Raw genomic sequence first — 17014 nt, 5'->3', positions numbered from 1 at the left:
GCTTCTTGACCCAAAAACGGGGTGGATAGGCCCCAAAACAAATCGCCCCGTGCTTAGCCATTAACAGGCACAGGCACGGGGCGATTACGACGCAAAACGTTTACTTCTTATCCGCTACGGACCCATCCTGCTTAGCGAATTCGCCGTTCACGTTGATGGCAATCTCTTCGCTGACCACGGCTCCCCCGGCCTTGCCAACGCCGAAATCCACCCGATTCAAGGTGCCCGTAACTTTAAGACCGGCTTTCTCCTGCTTGCCTTTAGGATTTTCCTGCGTGATCGGGCCGTTCAGCGTCACGTCGAGCGTTACCGGCTTGGTCACGCCGTGCATGGTCAGGTCGCCGACAGCCTTGTATTTTTTGCCTTCTACTTTCTTGAACGACGTGCTTTTAAACGTCACCGTCGGGTATTTGGCCGCATCGAACCAGTCGGGGCTTTTCAGGTGCCCGTCGCGTCGTTCGTTTTCGGTGTTGATGCTGTTGACGTCGGCGGTCATTTCCATAACCGCATCGGACAGATCGGGTTTGGCCGAGGTGATTTTGGCGTCGAACGTTTTGAAGTTACCATCCACTTCCGACAGCAGCAGGTGGGTAATGGTGAAGCCAACTTTGGAGTGGGCCTTATCAACCGTCCAGGTTTGGGCGTAGGTGGCCAGTGAGCCAAGGACAACGGCAATGGTCAATGTTAAACGTTTCATTGGTTTCGAGATTTTTAAGGTAAGACAAGTGAACTCTCGTGGATAAAGATACCAACCCGTACCTGCCAACCAAAACGGATGAGGTCGAATGCCGATTTTTACCGGGTGAGTTCCCGTTTACGAACGCTCAGTGGGACGGACCACCACCGGGTAAACGTAGTGGCATGTCAGCGCGTTTAACGGTGCTTACCAGTGCAGCGTTTTTAAAGTCTTGACCATGCGTGCTCCACCCGCTTTGCGCTGGATAGACGACCCCAGCGACGAGAGTGGATTGGCGTTGGTAGCGCCAATCCTGCCCGTTGCTGCATTACCCGAAATCTGACCCAAAGCCGCACGCAGCAGCGCTTCGTTCGTGTCGCCGAGGGGCAACAGGCTTAGCGGTTCTTCGACTTCTACGTTGGGCGCGAAACCGGTTGCGTAATCCGACTGACCGGCGCTGTTGAATGATTTAAACACGATAGGCTGGATACCCCACTTGATCTGACCCGTATCGTCGGTGATGGTGATGGAGCCGACGTTTTTGCCGTAGGTCGTGGTGCCAATGGTCGTGACGGTCATGTACGGCCGCAGCCCGTTGATCATCAATTCACTGGCCGAGGCCGTGTAGTCGGTCGTCAGCACGAACAGCCGCGTGAGGTTGCCACCGATGTTCTGGGCTTTGGTCAGAAAATTCTGCACGAAGAAGCTGTCGCCGTATTCCCTACGCAGGCTCGGCGTGATTGTCGCGTTCCATTCTTCGCGGAAGAAAAGCTTGCTGGCGTTGACGCCTTTGCCGATCAGACTGGCTAAGTTCGCCGATGAAGACGTGTAGCCGCCGGGATTGTAGCGCAGGTCGAGCACGAGTTCGTTGACGCCTTTGGCTTTGAAATCGCTGAAAATAGCGTCTAACTGCGCATCATACTCGTTGGCGTCGCTGTTGTTAGCCCCCGGCACGAACTGGTTGTAGACTAAATAACCGACGGTCTTGCCGCCAACGGTATAGATGGAATCTAAGAACACCGGGTTTTCCTGAAACACCGTCGCCGTCACGGTCTTGCTCACGTCGCTATCGACAATGGTGCCGTTGCTCACGCTGGCCAGCCCGAAGCTGAACGTCGTGCTGCTGCCAAACAGCAGGTCGGCGTAGTTGCTGCGGCTGAGCACTTGCCCGTTGACTTTGCTGATAATGTCGCCCCGCCGGATGCCCGCCCGCTGAGCCGGAGAGCCGGGCAGCACGTAGAACACCTGCGCAATCACATCCTCGGAACCCGCCGAACGCAGAAACAGGCCGTATTCCATACCGGTGGTGGTGGTTTCGCCACTCAGGCTGGCTTCCAGTTCTTCGGCACTTTCCTCGATCCACGAAAAGCGGTCCCCGTCAGGATTGGTCGTGGCGTTATAGCTGTACAGAATCGAATCGAAAAAGTCCGACGGACTTCGCGTTTTGTCGGGATTGGCCGGAATTTTATCGTTCCAGTAATACAGGTCCTGCATATTCTCCAGAATCCAGTCGTTGACCTCTTCATTTTCGGCGGTCGACGTTGTCGCTTGCGGAGTTACCTCATCGGCTTCTTTGTTGCAGGCCGCCAGCGACACAACAATTCCGGTCAGCAGCAACCACCGCAGTGGCCGTAGTGTAGCGCCCAGCGGGCGAATAAGATTCAGACGGCCGTTGTTCATAACGTTATTTTTCATTTTGATCTGTTGATTAGACGGTAGAGTGATTTGTTTACTCCCCGATACGAGCGTCGCTGACCAACTGTTGCACACGGAAAGGAGAATTTCCCGGCGTTAAAGCCGATTGGGCGGTTTGTGCCGACGTAGCCGTCGGAGGTGTAGATGATTCGTTAGAAGCGGTAATTCATTGCGCGGGTAGTCATCATGTCGACCGAAAGCAGCCATACGTCGGCAGATGGTCATCAGTATGGCTGTCGTTCCGGGCAACCTGCGTATTTTGCTTCCGCCATGAACTTCTTCCAACGTTATCAAGGGGGGCTGCACGCCATTGGCTGGGCCGTTTTCGTCAGTTTGCCGTTGTTGACGCTACCCGATTTCCTGCGTAACCGGCAGGATTTAATTAGCCTCGGCATGGCACAACTGCTGACGAGCGTACTGATGATTACCTTTTTCTATGTCAACCTGCGGGTGCTGACGCCAAGGCTGCTCCGTCGGCAGAACACCCGGCAATTCATGCTGGCAGTGGGGCTGATGGCGCTGAGCGTTGTGGGGGTTAAGGTGGTCAGTTTCTACGCATTTCCGCCTGCCCGCCCCGACTTCTCCGCGCAGTCCCCACCCCCACCGGGGGGCAGTCCGGGCCAGCGACTACCCGGCCCCGGCATGGGTCGTGGACCAGGACCCGGCCCGCGCAGCCCCTGGCCGGGGGTGCCGGGCACGGTGATTTCGCTGGGCGTTGCCCTGTTGGTCAGTTCGATGATGGCGCTGTTTCGCTACCACACCCGTTCGCAGGAAGTTCAACAGCGGATGGCACTGGAGAAAATATCGGCCGAGCTGGCCATGCTCAAGCTGCAGGTTAGTCCGCATTTTCTGTTCAACACGCTCAACAACATCCGCTGGCTGGCGCGGCAGAAATCCGACCAAACCGAAGCGGCCGTGGTGACACTGGCCCAATTGCTGCGGTACATGATTTACCAGGCCCAGCAGGACAGCGTACCGCTACGTAAGGAGGTTCAGCACCTACAGGACTACATCGACCTGCAAAAAATGCGGCTCACCGACCGCAATACCGTTAGCTTCCGCTGCACGGGCGACATCGACGCCCACCAGATTGAGCCGCTGCTATTCATTCCATTCGTCGAAAATGCCTTCAAGTATGGTGTTCACAGCCAGCAGCCCGGCCACATTGACATCTCTCTGGACGTGACGGATGATACGCTAACCTTCAGCACGGAGAATCCGACGTTTGACTCACCAACTGGACAACCAAACGGCACGGCCATCACCGACTCAGGTCAGACCAATCCAGGCGGGACTGCGTCAGGGATTGGTATTGCCAACGTCGAAAAAAGATTAGTACTGCACTATCCCGAACGGCACGAACTGCGTTTGACGAACGAGCAGAACCAGTTCCGCGTCGTTTTAACGTTACACCTGCACCATGACACCGTTGCGCTGCCTCGCCATTGACGATGAGCCGTTTGCGCTGGAAATCCTCGCCGACGACATCCGTAAAGTACCGTTTCTGGAATTAGTTGGCCAGCTTGCCAGTCCGTTCGATGCGTCGGCGGTGCTCCGGCAAGAACCAGTTGATTTGCTGTTTCTGGATATTCAGATGCCCACGCAGACGGGCATTCAGTTTCTACGAACGCTCTCTCAGCCGCCGATGGTGATTTTCACGACGGCTTACGAGGAATACGCGCTGGAAGGGTATGAACTGGCGGTGGTCGATTATTTGCTCAAACCCATTCCGTTCGAGCGGTTTCTGATGGCGGCCAATAAAGCCTATGACCTGTTTACGCTTCGCCAGGCTGCGGCCGATCAGGCCACAGCGGTCAGCCCGGCACCGCCCGCATCAGCCGGGCGCGGTTATCTATTCATCTTCTCGGAGTACCGCGAGATCAAAATCTTCCACGACGAAATTCTGTACGTGGAGGGGCTGAAGGACTACGTCAAAATTTTTACGACGCAGCAATCCCGGCCGTTCCTGAGCCGCCTGACGCTGAAAGCCATCGAAGCCAAACTTCCGGACGACTTCTGCCGGGTGCACAAGTCGTTCATCGTCCCGCTGGCCCGGATCAGTTCGTTCCAACGCACGAAGCTCTTCGTGGGTAAGCAGGAAATCCCAGTCGGCAGCAGCTACGTGGACGCGTTTGAGCGAAAGTATGGTGTCGGTTAGTGAGTCAGCCAGCCACTGACCGACTCACTAACCGACCGACTAACTTATTTCCCCTGTGTCATTTCGCGTTCTTCGTAGGCGAGGCCGTACTGCTTAAGCACGTCCTCCGGTACACCGTCCCACTGGTTGGGGACGTTGCCGACGTAGCCGATGTCTTTGATGCCCATGGCACTGGTGTAGAAGCCCGTGGCGGTCATGTTGCGCATCATACTGAAAAACGAAGCGCCTTGGGTCATGTCGGGTTTGGCCAGCTTGGGATACGCAATCTGCTCAACCATGTCGATCTGCTGAGCTTTGGTGCATTGCACGAACTGCTTGCCGTAGCGTTTCATGCAGGTGTTGTCGAGCCAGCGAATACCCCCGCGCATGGGCGTCTGGTTGCGGGGCTGGTCTTTCATCATAAACTCGATGAAAGCCGGAACGCCCGCCTGCGACGCACTACCCGACCGTTCGTCGGCGGGAATAATAATGTCCGACAGCACCGTCACCGTTTGCAGTTCGTGGGGCGTGAAGAACTTCTCGCTCATGAGTTTGGCGTCGCGCTCAGCCTCAAACTTCTGCCGCCCGCCCGGTACTTTGAGCGGCTTGGTATCGGGTGGGGCAGGAACGGCGGCTTCGGCGGGCGACACGGCCAGGCCAAAACCGGTGAGGGACAAGGCTTTTAGGGAGTCTCTGCGTTTCATAGTCCGTTATATATTCTTCTTCTTCACCTCATCAATCAAATATTCACTCGTGCGCATGGAACTGGCCAGAATCGTCCAGGTTACGTTTTTGTCGCCCTGCGAGGGAAACGCAGCCGCGTCGACGACGAATAGGTTCTTCACGTCGTGGGCCTGCTGATACTTGTTCAGGGGTGACGTTTTAGGGTCGCTGCCCATGCGGACCGTGCCCACTTCGTGGATGATCTTACCCGGCTCGGCCAGGCCGTAGTCGTTGCTGGCGTCCGGCTTTTTGCCGAGGGCGATGCCGCCCATCGAGTGGATGATTTCCTCGAAGGTGTCCTGCATGTGCTTGGCCTGCTTCACCTCGTAGTCGCCCCATTTGTAGTTGAAGCGCAGCACCGGAATGCCGTATTTGTCGACCACATTGGGGTCAATTTCGCAGTAGTTGCTTTCGAGGGGCACCGGCTCACCCCGACCGGCCATGCCCACGTAAGCCCCGTAGAACCGGCGCAGGTCGTCTTTCACCTTAGCGCCGTAGCCACCGCCCGCGTTTTTACTGCCGTCGCGGGCCGCAATCATGCCGTTCATGGCTTCGATGCCCCAGCCGAATCCGTAGGACGGCATGCCCATGCCGCCCGAATATTCGATGTGGTAGCCGCGCGGGAAATCTAATTTCTTGTTGTCGAGCCACCAGGGCGTAAACACGTGCATCCCACCAACGCCGTCTTCGTTGTAGCGTTTGCGGTCCATCAGGGCCGGGATGAACGCCGACCGGCTGGCCCCCGTCGAGTCGTTAATGTACTTGCCGACGACCCCGCTGGAGTTGGCTAATCCGGTTGGAAAGCGGCTGGATTTGGAGTTGAGCAGCAGCCGCGCCGTTTCGCCGGTGCTGGCGGCCAACACTACCGTTTTGCCTTTCACGGTCACTTCCTGCATCGTGCGGGTATCCACGTAACTCACGCCGGTGGCTAAGCCCGTAGCCGGATCGGTGAGTACTTCACGAACCATAGCGCCGTTAATGAGCGTTACGTTGCCGGTTTTCATGGCGGGCTTTACCAGCACCGACGACGACGAGAAGTCGGCGTAGGCCTGGCATCCCCGGCTGCACTGACTACAGTAGAAACACGCCCCGCGCTCCTCGTTAATGGGTTTGGTCAGGATGGACAGCCGCGAGGGAATTACCGGGATGCCAATACTTTTGGCTCCTTTCCGGATCATCAGCTCGTGCAGGCGCGGCTTGGGTGGCGGCAGAAAAATACCGTCCGGTTCGTTGGGAAAATTCTCAACCGAGCCAAAGACGCCGATCAGTTTGTCGACCCGGTCGTAGAACGGCTTGATGTCGTCGTAGCTAATGGGCCAGTCTTCACCAACGCCGGTCATGGTTTTGCGCCGAAAATCGTCGGGGCCGAAGCGCAGCGAAATGCGCCCCCAGTGGTTGGTGCGTCCGCCGAGCATCCGGGACCGAAACCAGTGAAATTCGGTGCCGGGCGCGGTGGTATATGGTTCGCCGTCAATGTCCCAGCCGCCCCAGGCCGCGTCGTTATCCCCAAACGCACGGGTCGTTCCCGCCCCACGCCGGGGCGACTCCCACGGCCATTTCAGTTGGGTAATGTATTTTGGGTCGGCGGGGTCATAATAGCCACCCGCTTCCAGCAGCAGCACTTTAGCTCCGCCTTTGGCCAGCGTGTAGGCCGCCATGCCGCCCCCGGCTCCCGAACCGACAATGACCACGTCGTACTGAGTCGGGGCTTTCTGAATCTGAAACAAGTCCATGCTGAATGTTCGGTTATTGGTAATACTCAAGAAATAATCAAGAACTGCTACCTACTTTTTTAAGCCATTACTTATGGTCAGGGCAATTCTTCCAGGTTAATGCCCTTGTAGGCCGCTTCGGCTTTGCCGCCCCCGTGAATTTGCAGACCAATGAGGCCCGACTGCGCGATGGCCGGATCTGTCTCTACGTAATCGACGGTGGGCTGGTCGTTCAGCCAAATCCTGATTCGGGACCCTTCGCACCGGATTTTATAGTCGTTCCAGTCGTTGACGCGTACTGTGCGTTTAACCAGACCGGAATCGGGTTGAACCAATGTTTTGTTCCGGCGCGATTCGTCGTATAAGCTGCCCCAGTAGCCATTTCCCAAATCAGCCTGATACCCAATCATTTCGTAGGCCGGGTTGGTCAGGCGTTGGCTGCGAAACTGCACCCCCGCGTTCACAAATCCCGTACCGATCAATTTCCAGCGCAGCGTCAGTTCAAAATTAGTATACGGGCGGGTTGTACAGATAAAATCATTGTGTAGCACTGTTTTGTTTAACGCCCCCCCCATCAGCGCCCCCTCACGAATCCGCCACAGCCCCGACGTATCGCCTTCCCACCCCCGAAACGTTCGCCCGTCGAACAAGGGCGTTGACGCGGTTGACGAATTAACGGGTTTGCCGAAGAAACTGAGTAAACCCAGCACGAGTAGGATGAGTGAGCCGTTTGGCATTGCATTTACGCGGGAAGTGATGACCGTATAAGTCGTAAACCGGTTGATTTTACCCGAAACGCAAAATCAATCGAAGAGATACCAGTCGACGCCAAAGGAAAAGCCCCGGCGCATCTGCAAAAAGTCGGGAGCAACGAAATACCCCGGCGAAAGCACGCCCGCTACCTGCCCGATGTTGGCACTGGTCAGTTTAATGAACAGCCGCGTTCGGTTCACCCGCAGGTTGGCGTACAGGTCGGCCAACACGTTGCCTTCCACTTTTTGGCGGTTTTGCAGATAAAACTGCTGCGTAACGGGCATGTAAGCATCGGCGAAGTAGGCCGACTTGTAATGCAGATCGACGCCCACCTGAATGTAGAGCACTTTGGCGTACAGTAACTCGTATTGGAAGCGGGCGTTCATCAAAAACGGTGGGGTCCGCAGAATGTCCGTCCGCGACTGTACCGTATAATAGGCCTGCCCCGCCAATAGCAGTTTACCCACGCCCAACTGATAGCCTAATCCCGTCCTGAGTACACTAAACGAGCCGGACGCCTGCCGGGCAATGGCATTGGTGTCGAAATAAGTATAGTTACTAAGCAACTGATAATCGAGGCCCGGCTCTAAGCGAAGCTTCTTGTAGCGCAGGTTTAATTTACCATACGCGTGGTTGTAGCCGCGCAGCCGGAAATTATTGCGCCAGAAGAAAACCGTGCTCTGGTAGCGTTCCTGGAGGAGGGTCGGGTCAACGAGCATCGTGGTGTAGCCCGCCGTCAGAAACCGGCTTTCCAACTGCCCCTGCAACCGAAACCCGCCCCCAACCTGGTATTCGGCTTCGGCGGTGATGCGCGACAGGCTATCGGGCAGGTAGTAACCTAACCAGCCGCCAAGGAACGTTTCATTTCGGCGGGTTTCGTATTCATTGAAGCGGGTGCCGGACGTGGCATAGCGGGTGTATTGCCCGTAAATCCGGCTGCGCAGGTAGGCCCGGTAGTTGAACGCCGAGCCGCGACGCTCGTAGATGCCTTTCAGCCCAACCAGGTTCTCGACCAACCGAAAGCGGGCGTCCTGCTCAATGCGCGACGAGTCGCCCAGCGCGGTCAGGTTAAGTTCAGTGGGTCCGGACGGGGATGGGTAAAACCCGTTGGGGAAGCCCGGCACTGGCTGCTGGTTCAGGTTCGGCGTATTGTCCTGGTAAAAGTTCTTCTGCCGCCGGTAATCGAACCGGTGAAAGAGCTGGATACCCTGATCTAATATGTACTGATGATATATGTGCCAGTCATTGCGAATTTCGCGCCCGTTTGGTCCCTGAAGTGGGCGTTGTGGAGGGCCGCCCCCCGTCAGCCGGGCGTCGCCTTCGTAATTGTAGACAACAGCCAGTGTATCGCCCTCCGAATCGACCCGTTGCCCCCGCAATACGCCCCCCTGCTCGTCGAGGCTGTGGTTCATGTTGATAAAATGCAGCAGCAGCGTGTATTTATCGTTTTTGGATCGGTAGTTTGTGTGGCCCAGAAAGCCCCAGTCCTGCGCCAGCAGTTTAAACGGGTCGTTGGAACCGCTGGTGCCAAACTGTTTCTGCGACGTGAACCGCTGCACGTTGAAACCGGCGTTCAGGCGGGGGGTAATGTTCTGCGTGAATTCGAACCGCAGGATGTTCTGGTTGCGCCCACCGAGCGCTAAGTACATGTCGGAAAACGGCGACTTGGTGTCGAAATACCGTACGCCCATCGTCTGGAATGCATACGGTGTAAACACGTAATAGCCCGTCTGGGCACCAAGTTGCTGGGGCACCTGCACGAAGATTGGCCGCATAGGCGTACCCAGATTCCCCAGATCCTGGTACTGATTCTGGCTGCGCTGCACGTAGGTAAACCGGTGAACGTCGTCCATCGTCGTATCGACGGTGTAGCGCCGGGTGCGGTTGTTAAAAATATCGTCTTCGAGCGTATAGCGGGTGGTGGTGGGACCATAAATAACCCGCGTCGAATCGTCGATGCCCGCCCCGCTGCCCGTACTGCTACTACCGCCCTGACGCCCCTGCTGCCCGCCAAAGCCACCCGGAAAACCGTTGGGCAGTTGGCTCCCGCCCGGAAACTGCTGCGCCTGGGCAGCGAAGGAAAGCACGATAAATAAAAGAAGTATCCTAAAACGTCGGTTCATTGGGGCAAAAGTACGCCAAATCGCCGGACAGCCCGAACAATGCCTGTCTGGTTAACGAAATTTAAGGGTGCGTTATTCAGGGTTCCCAACGCTAAAGCGGTGGGCTGATACAGGGTTCGCGTTTCACAGCTGCGAATTCCGTATCAGCCCACCGCTTTAGCGTTGGGAACACGCGATAGTCAAAAAGCGGTTGAAGCTGTCTTCATCTTCACCCAAAAACACCATCTGAACGGGCAGGTAGAACAAGGGCAATGCCGTGCGTTCGCCGGGCGTCACCAAGGCGTCGAGTTTAACCCAGTCCTTCTCGGTTGTCAGCAGACTCACACCCGGTGTCAACTTGGTCAGGAGTTGATCGAGGTCAGTGCGGGTATAGGCACGGTGATCGGGAAACCGGTCGTGCTGTTGCATCGAGAACGCCTGCATAACATACTGTTCCAGCGAATCAGCATTGGCTAAACCCGACACCAGCAGGACGTCGCGCAGGTTGTTAGCGGGTTGCTGCGTAGCGAAGGAGATGGGTTGATCGTACTGCAATCCGGCAAAAAAAACGGGTGTTCCCAGCCGGGTGTACCGGCTTATTTTCTCGCTAATTGCTTGCTGTTCAGCTATTGACAAGTTAGTGGGACATTTGGTAACGATAACGGCGTCGGCGCGGTGGGCACCGTGTCGGCGTTCGCGCAGCCGCCCGGCTGGGAATGGATGATCAGCGTAGAACGGCCGGTTATAATCCATGAGCAGCAGATTCAGGTGCGGTCGGACGGCCCGGTGTTGAAAGGCGTCGTCGAGCAGAATCCGGCCCGTTGCGGGGTAACGCGCCTGAATGGTCTGGATGGCGTCGGCCCGGCGTTCGCCCACGCATACCCGCACGGTCCCGTGCACCGGTGGATTCGGGTGCCGTCCGAATTTGCGGTAAAGCTGTAGCGGTTCGTCACCAATCGTGTCAGCGGTATCTGAATCGTTGGCGAGCCGGAACCCGGTTGTTTGCCGACCGTACCCCCGGCTCAGCGTGACGATCTCGGGCGGTGGCCCGGCCGGTGATGTCGACAGCCGTTTAATCAAATATTCAATCATGGGCGTCTTCCCCGTGCCGCCCACGGTTAGGTTTCCTACGCTGATGGTGAAAACAGCGGGACGATATTCAGTTAATAAGCCGTTGCTGAACAGCCAATTACGAACATCAGCAATAACTCCATATACTCTACTGAGCGGCAATAGTAGCCAGGTGAGGAGGGATGAGTTCACTAATAATTTGATAACATTGGCTTTTTTGAGCGTTCAAAAGTAGTACTTTTAGGACTGTGAACGCCCGCCATCACTTACCGGTCCGATGAGTTTAAAAGCCGACTATCTGAAACACACCCTGCATTTTCGCTTTAGGGCGGGTACGTCGCGCGGCACCCTCACGGAAAAAACAACGTACCTCATCCGGCTCTTCGACGACGACAATCTGTCCGTTGTTGGCTACGGTGAGTGCGGCCCGCTCAAGGGGCTGAGCTACGACGATCAGCCTGATTTTGAGGCTCATCTGGACCAGTTCTGCCGGGATTTCACGACAATGGATCTTGAGTTGTTTAGCTGGAATCTGCCCATTATTCTCAACCAGGTGATTGGCCAGGAGTTTCCCAGCATTCAGTTTGGCTTCGAGACGGCCATGCTCGATTTTCTGGCGGGTGGCCGACGGATTCTTTGGGAAACCGACTTCAGCAACGGTCATCGGAGTATTCCCATCAACGGCCTGATCTGGATGGGTAGTCCGGCCTTTATGCAGCAGCAAATTGAGGAAAAGCTGCAAGCGGGCTTCAAAACCCTTAAATTGAAAATTGGGGCCATCGACTTTGAGCAGGAATGCGCCCTGCTGGCCCAGGTTCGCGACCGGTTCACCCCGGAGCAGATCACCCTGCGGGTCGATGCGAACGGCGCCTTTCAGCCCAACGAGGCTATGGCTAAACTCGAACGGCTGGCAACCTATGGCCTGCACTCCATCGAGCAGCCCATCCGGGCTGGTCAGCCCGACCTGCTGGCCGACCTGTGCCGCCACACCCCCCTGCCCATTGCTCTCGACGAAGAGTTGATTGGCCCGATGGAATACGTCCATAAATTCCGGCTGCTCAAAAAAATTCAACCGCAGTTCATCGTTCTCAAACCGACGCTGTTGGGCGGCATGGGCCACTGCGATGAGTGGATTGAACTGGCCGGACGGCTCAACATCGGCTGGTGGGTGACCTCGGCGCTGGAATCGAACATTGGCCTGAGCGCCATTGCGCAGTACACGGCTCAGTTCAAGAACCTACTGCCCCAGGGATTAGGTACAGGACAGCTCTACACCAATAACTTCGACAGCCCACTCCTGATTCAGGATGGGCAACTGCGCTACAACCCCGCCGAACCCTGGGACCTAAGCCAGTTTACGATGGGGAATAGGCAACCCAAATAAGTCAGTGAGTCAATAAGTTGGTGAGTCAGTGAGTATGGTTAGTCCCGGCGGGGAACCGCACTCATCGACTAACCAACTGACCAACTCGTTGACTGTTTTACCACTCCACCCCCTTCCTGAGCAACGCCAGCGTTTGAGCCTCGGGGCTGTTGGGTTCGGGCTGAAAATCGTAGGTCCAGTTGGCCTGCGGGGGCATACTCATCAAAATCGACTCGGTGCGGCCGTTGGTTTCCAGCCCAAACTTGGTGCCCCGGTCCCAGACTAAGTTGAACTCCACGTACCGGCCCCGGCGCAGCAACTGCCAGTTTTTTTCGCGTTCGGTAAATGGCAGATCCCGGTTTTTGTGCATGAAATGCGTATAAATCGGCGCAAAGGCATTCCCCACGTCCTGCACGAAAGCGAACAGATGGGCTTTGTGGGCCGCGTCAGCTGGTTTGAGGTAATCAAAGAAAATTCCGCCGATGCCGCGCGTCTCCTGCCGGTGGGGAATGAAAAAATAATCGTCGGCCCACGGTTTAAATTTCGGGTGATAAGCCGGGTCGTGGCGGTCGCAGACGGTTTTCAGGTACTGATGGAACCAGCGGGCATCATCGTCCGCGACGTAATGGGGCGTTAGGTCGATACCCCCGCCGAACCAGTTGTGACCCCCAACGGATCGGTCCGCCGAAGCGGTTGCCGTGCTCACCTCGAAATACCGGACGTTCATGTGAATAATCGGCACCATCGGGTTGCGCGGATGCAGCACAATCGACACGCCCGTCGCGTAGAATTCCGCTGGTTCGGTGAGGTTCAGTGAACGCAGCGTGGCTTCGGTGGCTTCGCCATGCACGACGGAGTAGCCCACGCCCCCTTTCTCGATCACGGCCCCGTCGACCAGCGTTCGGGAGCGCCCTCCTCCCCCACCCGGCCGCTCCCAGGCATCTTCGCGAAAGGTGCCCACGCCGTCGGCTTCTTCCAGCGCCCGGCAGATGCGGTCCTGCAAATCGGCGAAAAACGCGGTGATAATTTCTTTGGTAATGGTTTGTTCAGACGTCATAACGGGGTAAAGGTCGGGAAGACTAACCAACTTACTTACTCTACTCCGTCAGTTTCAGGGCGTAGCGCACCGGCCGTTGTTTGTCGATCAGCAGCAACAAGCCCTTCTCGGCGAGTTCGCGCAGGATTTTACCCGCCCGGTAGTCCGATACGTTGATGAGTTTGGCAAATTTATCAGCGGTGATGTGGTCAGTTTTGCGCAAATATTGAATCAGCAGCCGCGTTGTCGGTTGTTTCAGCAGGTCGCCGTCCGGAGATTCGGGCGTTATAATGAGTTTGCTGGTTGGCACCGATTTGTCTTTCGCCCGGACGTAGATGGTGCGCTTCCCCGTCTCGTCCAGCGCATAATGCGGCTTCTCAACGCTCTCTGCAACGTTGACGATCAGCACTTTCCGGCCATCGGGCGATATAGTCTCGTAAGTAACCGACAATGCCGGGTCAGATAGTCGGTCGGTGGCTTCCTCGATCCGGTACATCTCGCGACTTTCCGACGCCACCCCCGCAATAGTGCCGTCGTCGGCTACCCCAATCAGCAGCGTCCCACCCGTTGTGTTGGCGAAGGCCACCAGCGTCCGGGCGATGCGGTGAGCCGCCGAAATCGAGCGTTTGAACTCTAATCGAGCACCTTCACCCTGCGCAATCAGATCATCGAGTTGGTTACGGGACATAGTCTTAAAACAATGACAGCCCCGATTGACATATCAATCGGGGCTGTACAAATATATCACTACGTTGATGAGTGATTTCAAAACTTATTTGTGGACTGTTTCGCCCTTATTCGGTTGACAGTAATCAACTAATTTTTCACGCTGTACCTCGGCCCAATATCCAATTACGAAGCCAACAAGCAATCCGCCAATCGCTCCGGCTACCCCAAACAGGGCTGCTCCTATTGAGCCAATTCCTATGGCACCAGCCAGCAACGAACTTGACTGAATGTGTTGTCGGTTAATTTTCACAAGGCACTTTTATATTTTGTTCAAATCTACGTCATACCCCGCATTCTTCAACTCCTTTCCAAGTTGGTATTTCCAAGCACCACCGTTGTCAAGCGGAGTGTATACAATTCCGGCCAAGTCACTTGGTAGCTCAACTCCTTCTTCATAAAGTGGTACAACTTTTTCTCGGCCAAGTTTACCGATAAAATAGCCAAGTTCTAATATTACATTCTGACGTGAACGTGCTTTATATTCTGTTTCGGCTTTTGCTTTTCCATCATCGTCATTTGTCAAAATCACTACTGCAAAACCCACATCAGCGGAGTTGCTCTCAAATTTTTCTATAACAGTTTTTCCGCCGTTTGCTTGTTCATGAAGTATTATTGCTTTCAAGCCAAATTGTTCAATAGTTCTCGCTACAGATACTTTTGCCAAATCAGCGTGTCCGTGAACAATGAATACTTTCGTTTTATCAACAATTTTATTTAAGGAGTTTGTTTGCGGAGTAACAACCGAAACTGTGCTCTGGAGTAAGTCTGTTTGATCAACTAACTGCTCAAGTTTTCTCAACTTTTCATCAAATATGTCGAGAATTGTCTCATATTCTTTCTGTGGATTATCTGAGCCAAAGCCGAAAAAACCGATGTAGCTGGTGTCATAATCGGTTTTGTAGTAGCTATTCGGGTTATCAAATGCATTTGTCAATAATACGGAATTATATGAATCCCACTTATAATATCCTCTATTCAAGGATTCGATATCACTTACAGTAGTGACGGTTATACCCACCAGCTCTTGACCCCTCGCTATACATTTTTCGAGTTTGGTTTTAAATTCCTCTTTCGATATAATTAGTTTAGTATGTTCAGGTGTATCTGAGTTTTTAGCCTTTCTTGTAGCCATCAAAAATATAAAATATAGTAAATTACAATAGCATCATATTTTAAAAAGCAACAAGTTTCTCAAAAAGAGAAACTTGTTGCTTTTCGTGGAGACGGAGAGATTCGAACTCTCGTCCAGTCAAGGAACCCGTCGTGCCTTCTACATGCTTAGCCGCGATTGGGATTGTCGGGAATCGGGCAGGCTCGCGGCCCGCCAACCCTCATCCGTAGATGCTTTTGTCTCGTCTGTTGTCAACATCATTATCCAGACCAGCGCTGCGAGTCGATGCCTCCTGATCCAGCCAGCAGCACGTAGGCCGGGGAGACAATGGCTATTGCTTAATCCTCCGGATTAGGCAGCCATGGCGTAGTTATATTCGCCAGTTATTGTTTTGACGATTTGTTTGGGCGGGAAATACCGTCAACTCCCGGCATGCTTACACGCGACCTCTACAAGCTGTCAATTCCGGTCGTCCCCAGAACGACGTCTTATCCGACGCGCTTTTAATAAACCCAAATCAACCCGTTTTGGTTCGGTAATCGCTGGCACTGCGAGTCGGCGCTATGAGTTGATTCGGTCAAACCAATTCGGTCTGAATTAGTTATGCCGTCATTCAACACGGCTACTTTTTTGTGTCATGCCCCTACCACAATGACGCTCACACCCTTTGAAACGAACCTGTATTACCGCCTGACGCCGTTCTTCACCAGGCACCAGTACGCGTTGCTGCCCGAACGCAGGCAGTACCGGCGCATGACCAGCTCCGGGTTTCAGAACGTGATTCTGTCCCCGGCGTTCTATGGCGACGAAACCATGCTGGACGTTAATTTCGGGTGCCGCAATGAGCAGGTCGAGCAGATTGCCCAGCAGTTCCTCAATAACCTGACCGACTATCGCCCCGACGCCAACACGCTCATTATCTCCATCGGCAAGTTCAACGGCCTCCAGTATTTCCGGTATAAAATTCACTCCGACGACGAATTGGCCGACGCCTGCGGGCAAATCGAGGATTTCTTTATAGACAAAGGATTTGATTTCCTCGAAGCCTCCTGTGCACTGCCCGCCCTCGATCAGCTGTTAAACGAACACCCCGGCACACCCAGCCTCTACGTATATAATCAGACGCACCGCTGCTACAAAGGACTGATTGCCGCGCGGTTGAATCACAATCCCCATTTCGACGGCCTCATCGACAGTTACCGGCATCTACTCATCCGTCAGACGCAGAATCCTTACGAGCAACTGCATTTCGAGCGGCTGATTACGTATTTGCAGCACTACTCGCCGAACTGATGACAGCACGAACCGCCGGTTAATGGCATCTACTTCTTTTTTTCGATAACGCTGACGTTACCACTACCCTCCAGATAACACAGCCTCACGTCGGTCGGATCGGCGATGCCGCTTTCGCGCAGGAGACCCCGCAGTTCTTCTTCCGACATTAGTTCACGCTTCATTGTTTGCTTCTGCAACACGCCATCCTTAATCAACAGGGCGGGTTCGGGCGAGTTCAGACGCTCGAAAAGAACCGACCGGTAGCCTAACCAGCTCAGGGCGAAATCCCAGAAAACCAGCACACCTACCAGCACGGCACCCTCCGTCACCGATTCGTACGTACCCGCCATGGCGTTTTGGGCCGCGTCGGAGATGAGCGTGATGAGCAGTACATCGCTGATGCTAAGCTGGCCCGAGCTTCGGCGGAAAAACCGGATGTAGAGGAAACAAAACCAGTAGGTGATGGTCCCCCGAACGATCATTTCGGCAACCGAACTGCTGGGAACGAACATCGCTTCCCAGTCGATTTCAATTAATTTGTCCATTGTTTGTGTAGCTATGTCTGTTTCTTTCAACGCAATTTAGACCTTTGAATTTTGATTGAGCAGTACAGTCTACTGCACTTCATTCA

The 17014-nt window shown here is 54.8% G+C and carries 15 protein-coding genes and 1 other RNA gene; 4 read left to right on the top strand and 12 right to left on the bottom strand.

The features are described 5' to 3' along the window. Positions 1-100: 100 nt before the first annotated feature. Both ACYVHB_RS03840 and ACYVHB_RS03835 read right to left on the bottom strand, forming a co-directional pair. Positions 101-697: a YceI family protein gene (locus tag ACYVHB_RS03840; protein ID WP_461049753.1), complete on the bottom strand. Its 597-nt coding sequence runs from the start codon at positions 695-697 to the stop codon at positions 101-103. Positions 698-883: 186 nt separating this feature from the next. Then, a complete protein-coding gene (locus ACYVHB_RS03835) occupies positions 884-2371 on the bottom strand; it encodes a S41 family peptidase (protein WP_461049751.1) in 1488 nt (495 codons plus the stop codon). Positions 2372-2641: 270 nt separating this feature from the next. Between ACYVHB_RS03835 and ACYVHB_RS03830 the strand changes: the two genes are divergently transcribed. Next, positions 2642-3820: a sensor histidine kinase gene (locus ACYVHB_RS03830; protein ID WP_461049749.1), complete on the top strand. Its 1179-nt coding sequence runs from the start codon at positions 2642-2644 to the stop codon at positions 3818-3820. Beyond that, positions 3792-4529 (top strand): LytR/AlgR family response regulator transcription factor, encoded by a 738-nt coding sequence (locus tag ACYVHB_RS03825; protein WP_461049747.1) that lies wholly within the window; start codon positions 3792-3794, stop codon positions 4527-4529. Before ACYVHB_RS03830 ends, ACYVHB_RS03825 begins: the two co-directional genes overlap by 29 nt. 44 nt (positions 4530-4573) lie before the next feature. On the opposite strand, the gene ACYVHB_RS03820 is transcribed toward ACYVHB_RS03825, so the two are convergent. The 5 genes from ACYVHB_RS03820 to lpxK form a co-directional block, all read right to left on the bottom strand. Then, entirely contained in the window at positions 4574-5212 is a 639-nt protein-coding gene (locus ACYVHB_RS03820) for a gluconate 2-dehydrogenase subunit 3 family protein (protein WP_461049745.1), read from the bottom strand. A gap of 6 nt (positions 5213-5218) precedes the next feature. Further along, positions 5219-6964, bottom strand: coding sequence for a GMC family oxidoreductase (locus tag ACYVHB_RS03815; RefSeq protein WP_461049744.1), 1746 nt, complete (start codon positions 6962-6964; stop codon positions 5219-5221). A gap of 77 nt (positions 6965-7041) precedes the next feature. Beyond that, entirely contained in the window at positions 7042-7680 is a 639-nt protein-coding gene (locus tag ACYVHB_RS03810) for a 3-keto-disaccharide hydrolase (protein WP_461049742.1), read from the bottom strand. A 66-nt stretch (positions 7681-7746) separates the two neighbouring features. Next, positions 7747-9819 (bottom strand): putative porin, encoded by a 2073-nt coding sequence (locus ACYVHB_RS03805; RefSeq protein WP_461049740.1) that lies wholly within the window; start codon positions 9817-9819, stop codon positions 7747-7749. 156 nt (positions 9820-9975) lie between these two features. Beyond that, positions 9976-11061 carry a tetraacyldisaccharide 4'-kinase gene (lpxK, locus tag ACYVHB_RS03800; RefSeq protein ID WP_461049738.1) on the bottom strand — a complete coding sequence of 362 codons (1086 nt, stop codon included), beginning with the start codon at positions 11059-11061 and terminating at the stop codon, positions 9976-9978. An 85-nt stretch (positions 11062-11146) separates the two neighbouring features. Here lpxK and ACYVHB_RS03795 point away from each other — a divergent pair, with 85 nt between their 5' ends. Next, on the top strand, positions 11147-12253 hold the full coding sequence (locus tag ACYVHB_RS03795; RefSeq protein WP_461049736.1) for an o-succinylbenzoate synthase: 1107 nt from the start codon (positions 11147-11149) through the stop codon (positions 12251-12253). Positions 12254-12350: 97 nt separating this feature from the next. On the opposite strand, the gene hemF is transcribed toward ACYVHB_RS03795, so the two are convergent. The 4 genes from hemF to ssrA form a co-directional block, all read right to left on the bottom strand. After that, positions 12351-13289, bottom strand: a complete 939-nt coding sequence (gene hemF, locus ACYVHB_RS03790) for an oxygen-dependent coproporphyrinogen oxidase (RefSeq protein WP_461049734.1) — start codon at positions 13287-13289, stop codon at positions 12351-12353. 40 nt (positions 13290-13329) lie between these two features. After that, on the bottom strand, positions 13330-13956 hold the full coding sequence (locus ACYVHB_RS03785) for an RNA-binding domain-containing protein (RefSeq protein ID WP_461049732.1): 627 nt from the start codon (positions 13954-13956) through the stop codon (positions 13330-13332). 300 nt (positions 13957-14256) lie between these two features. Then, entirely contained in the window at positions 14257-15129 is an 873-nt protein-coding gene (locus tag ACYVHB_RS03780; protein WP_461049730.1) for a TIR domain-containing protein, read from the bottom strand. An 83-nt stretch (positions 15130-15212) separates the two neighbouring features. Further along, positions 15213-15585: a transfer-messenger RNA gene (ssrA, locus tag ACYVHB_RS03775) on the bottom strand. Positions 15586-15759: 174 nt separating this feature from the next. On the opposite strand from ssrA, the gene ACYVHB_RS03770 reads away from it, so the two are divergent. Continuing rightward, positions 15760-16401 carry a hypothetical protein gene (locus ACYVHB_RS03770; protein ID WP_461049728.1) on the top strand — a complete coding sequence of 214 codons (642 nt, stop codon included), beginning with the start codon at positions 15760-15762 and terminating at the stop codon, positions 16399-16401. 29 nt (positions 16402-16430) lie between these two features. Here ACYVHB_RS03770 and ACYVHB_RS03765 read toward each other — a convergent pair whose 3' ends face one another. Then, positions 16431-16928, bottom strand: a complete 498-nt coding sequence (locus tag ACYVHB_RS03765; RefSeq protein WP_461049726.1) for a DUF421 domain-containing protein — start codon at positions 16926-16928, stop codon at positions 16431-16433. Positions 16929-17014: the final 86 nt, after the last annotated feature.

This window comes from Spirosoma arcticum (assembly GCF_054779955.1).
This window is presented reverse-complemented; position numbering and strand designations above follow the sequence as displayed.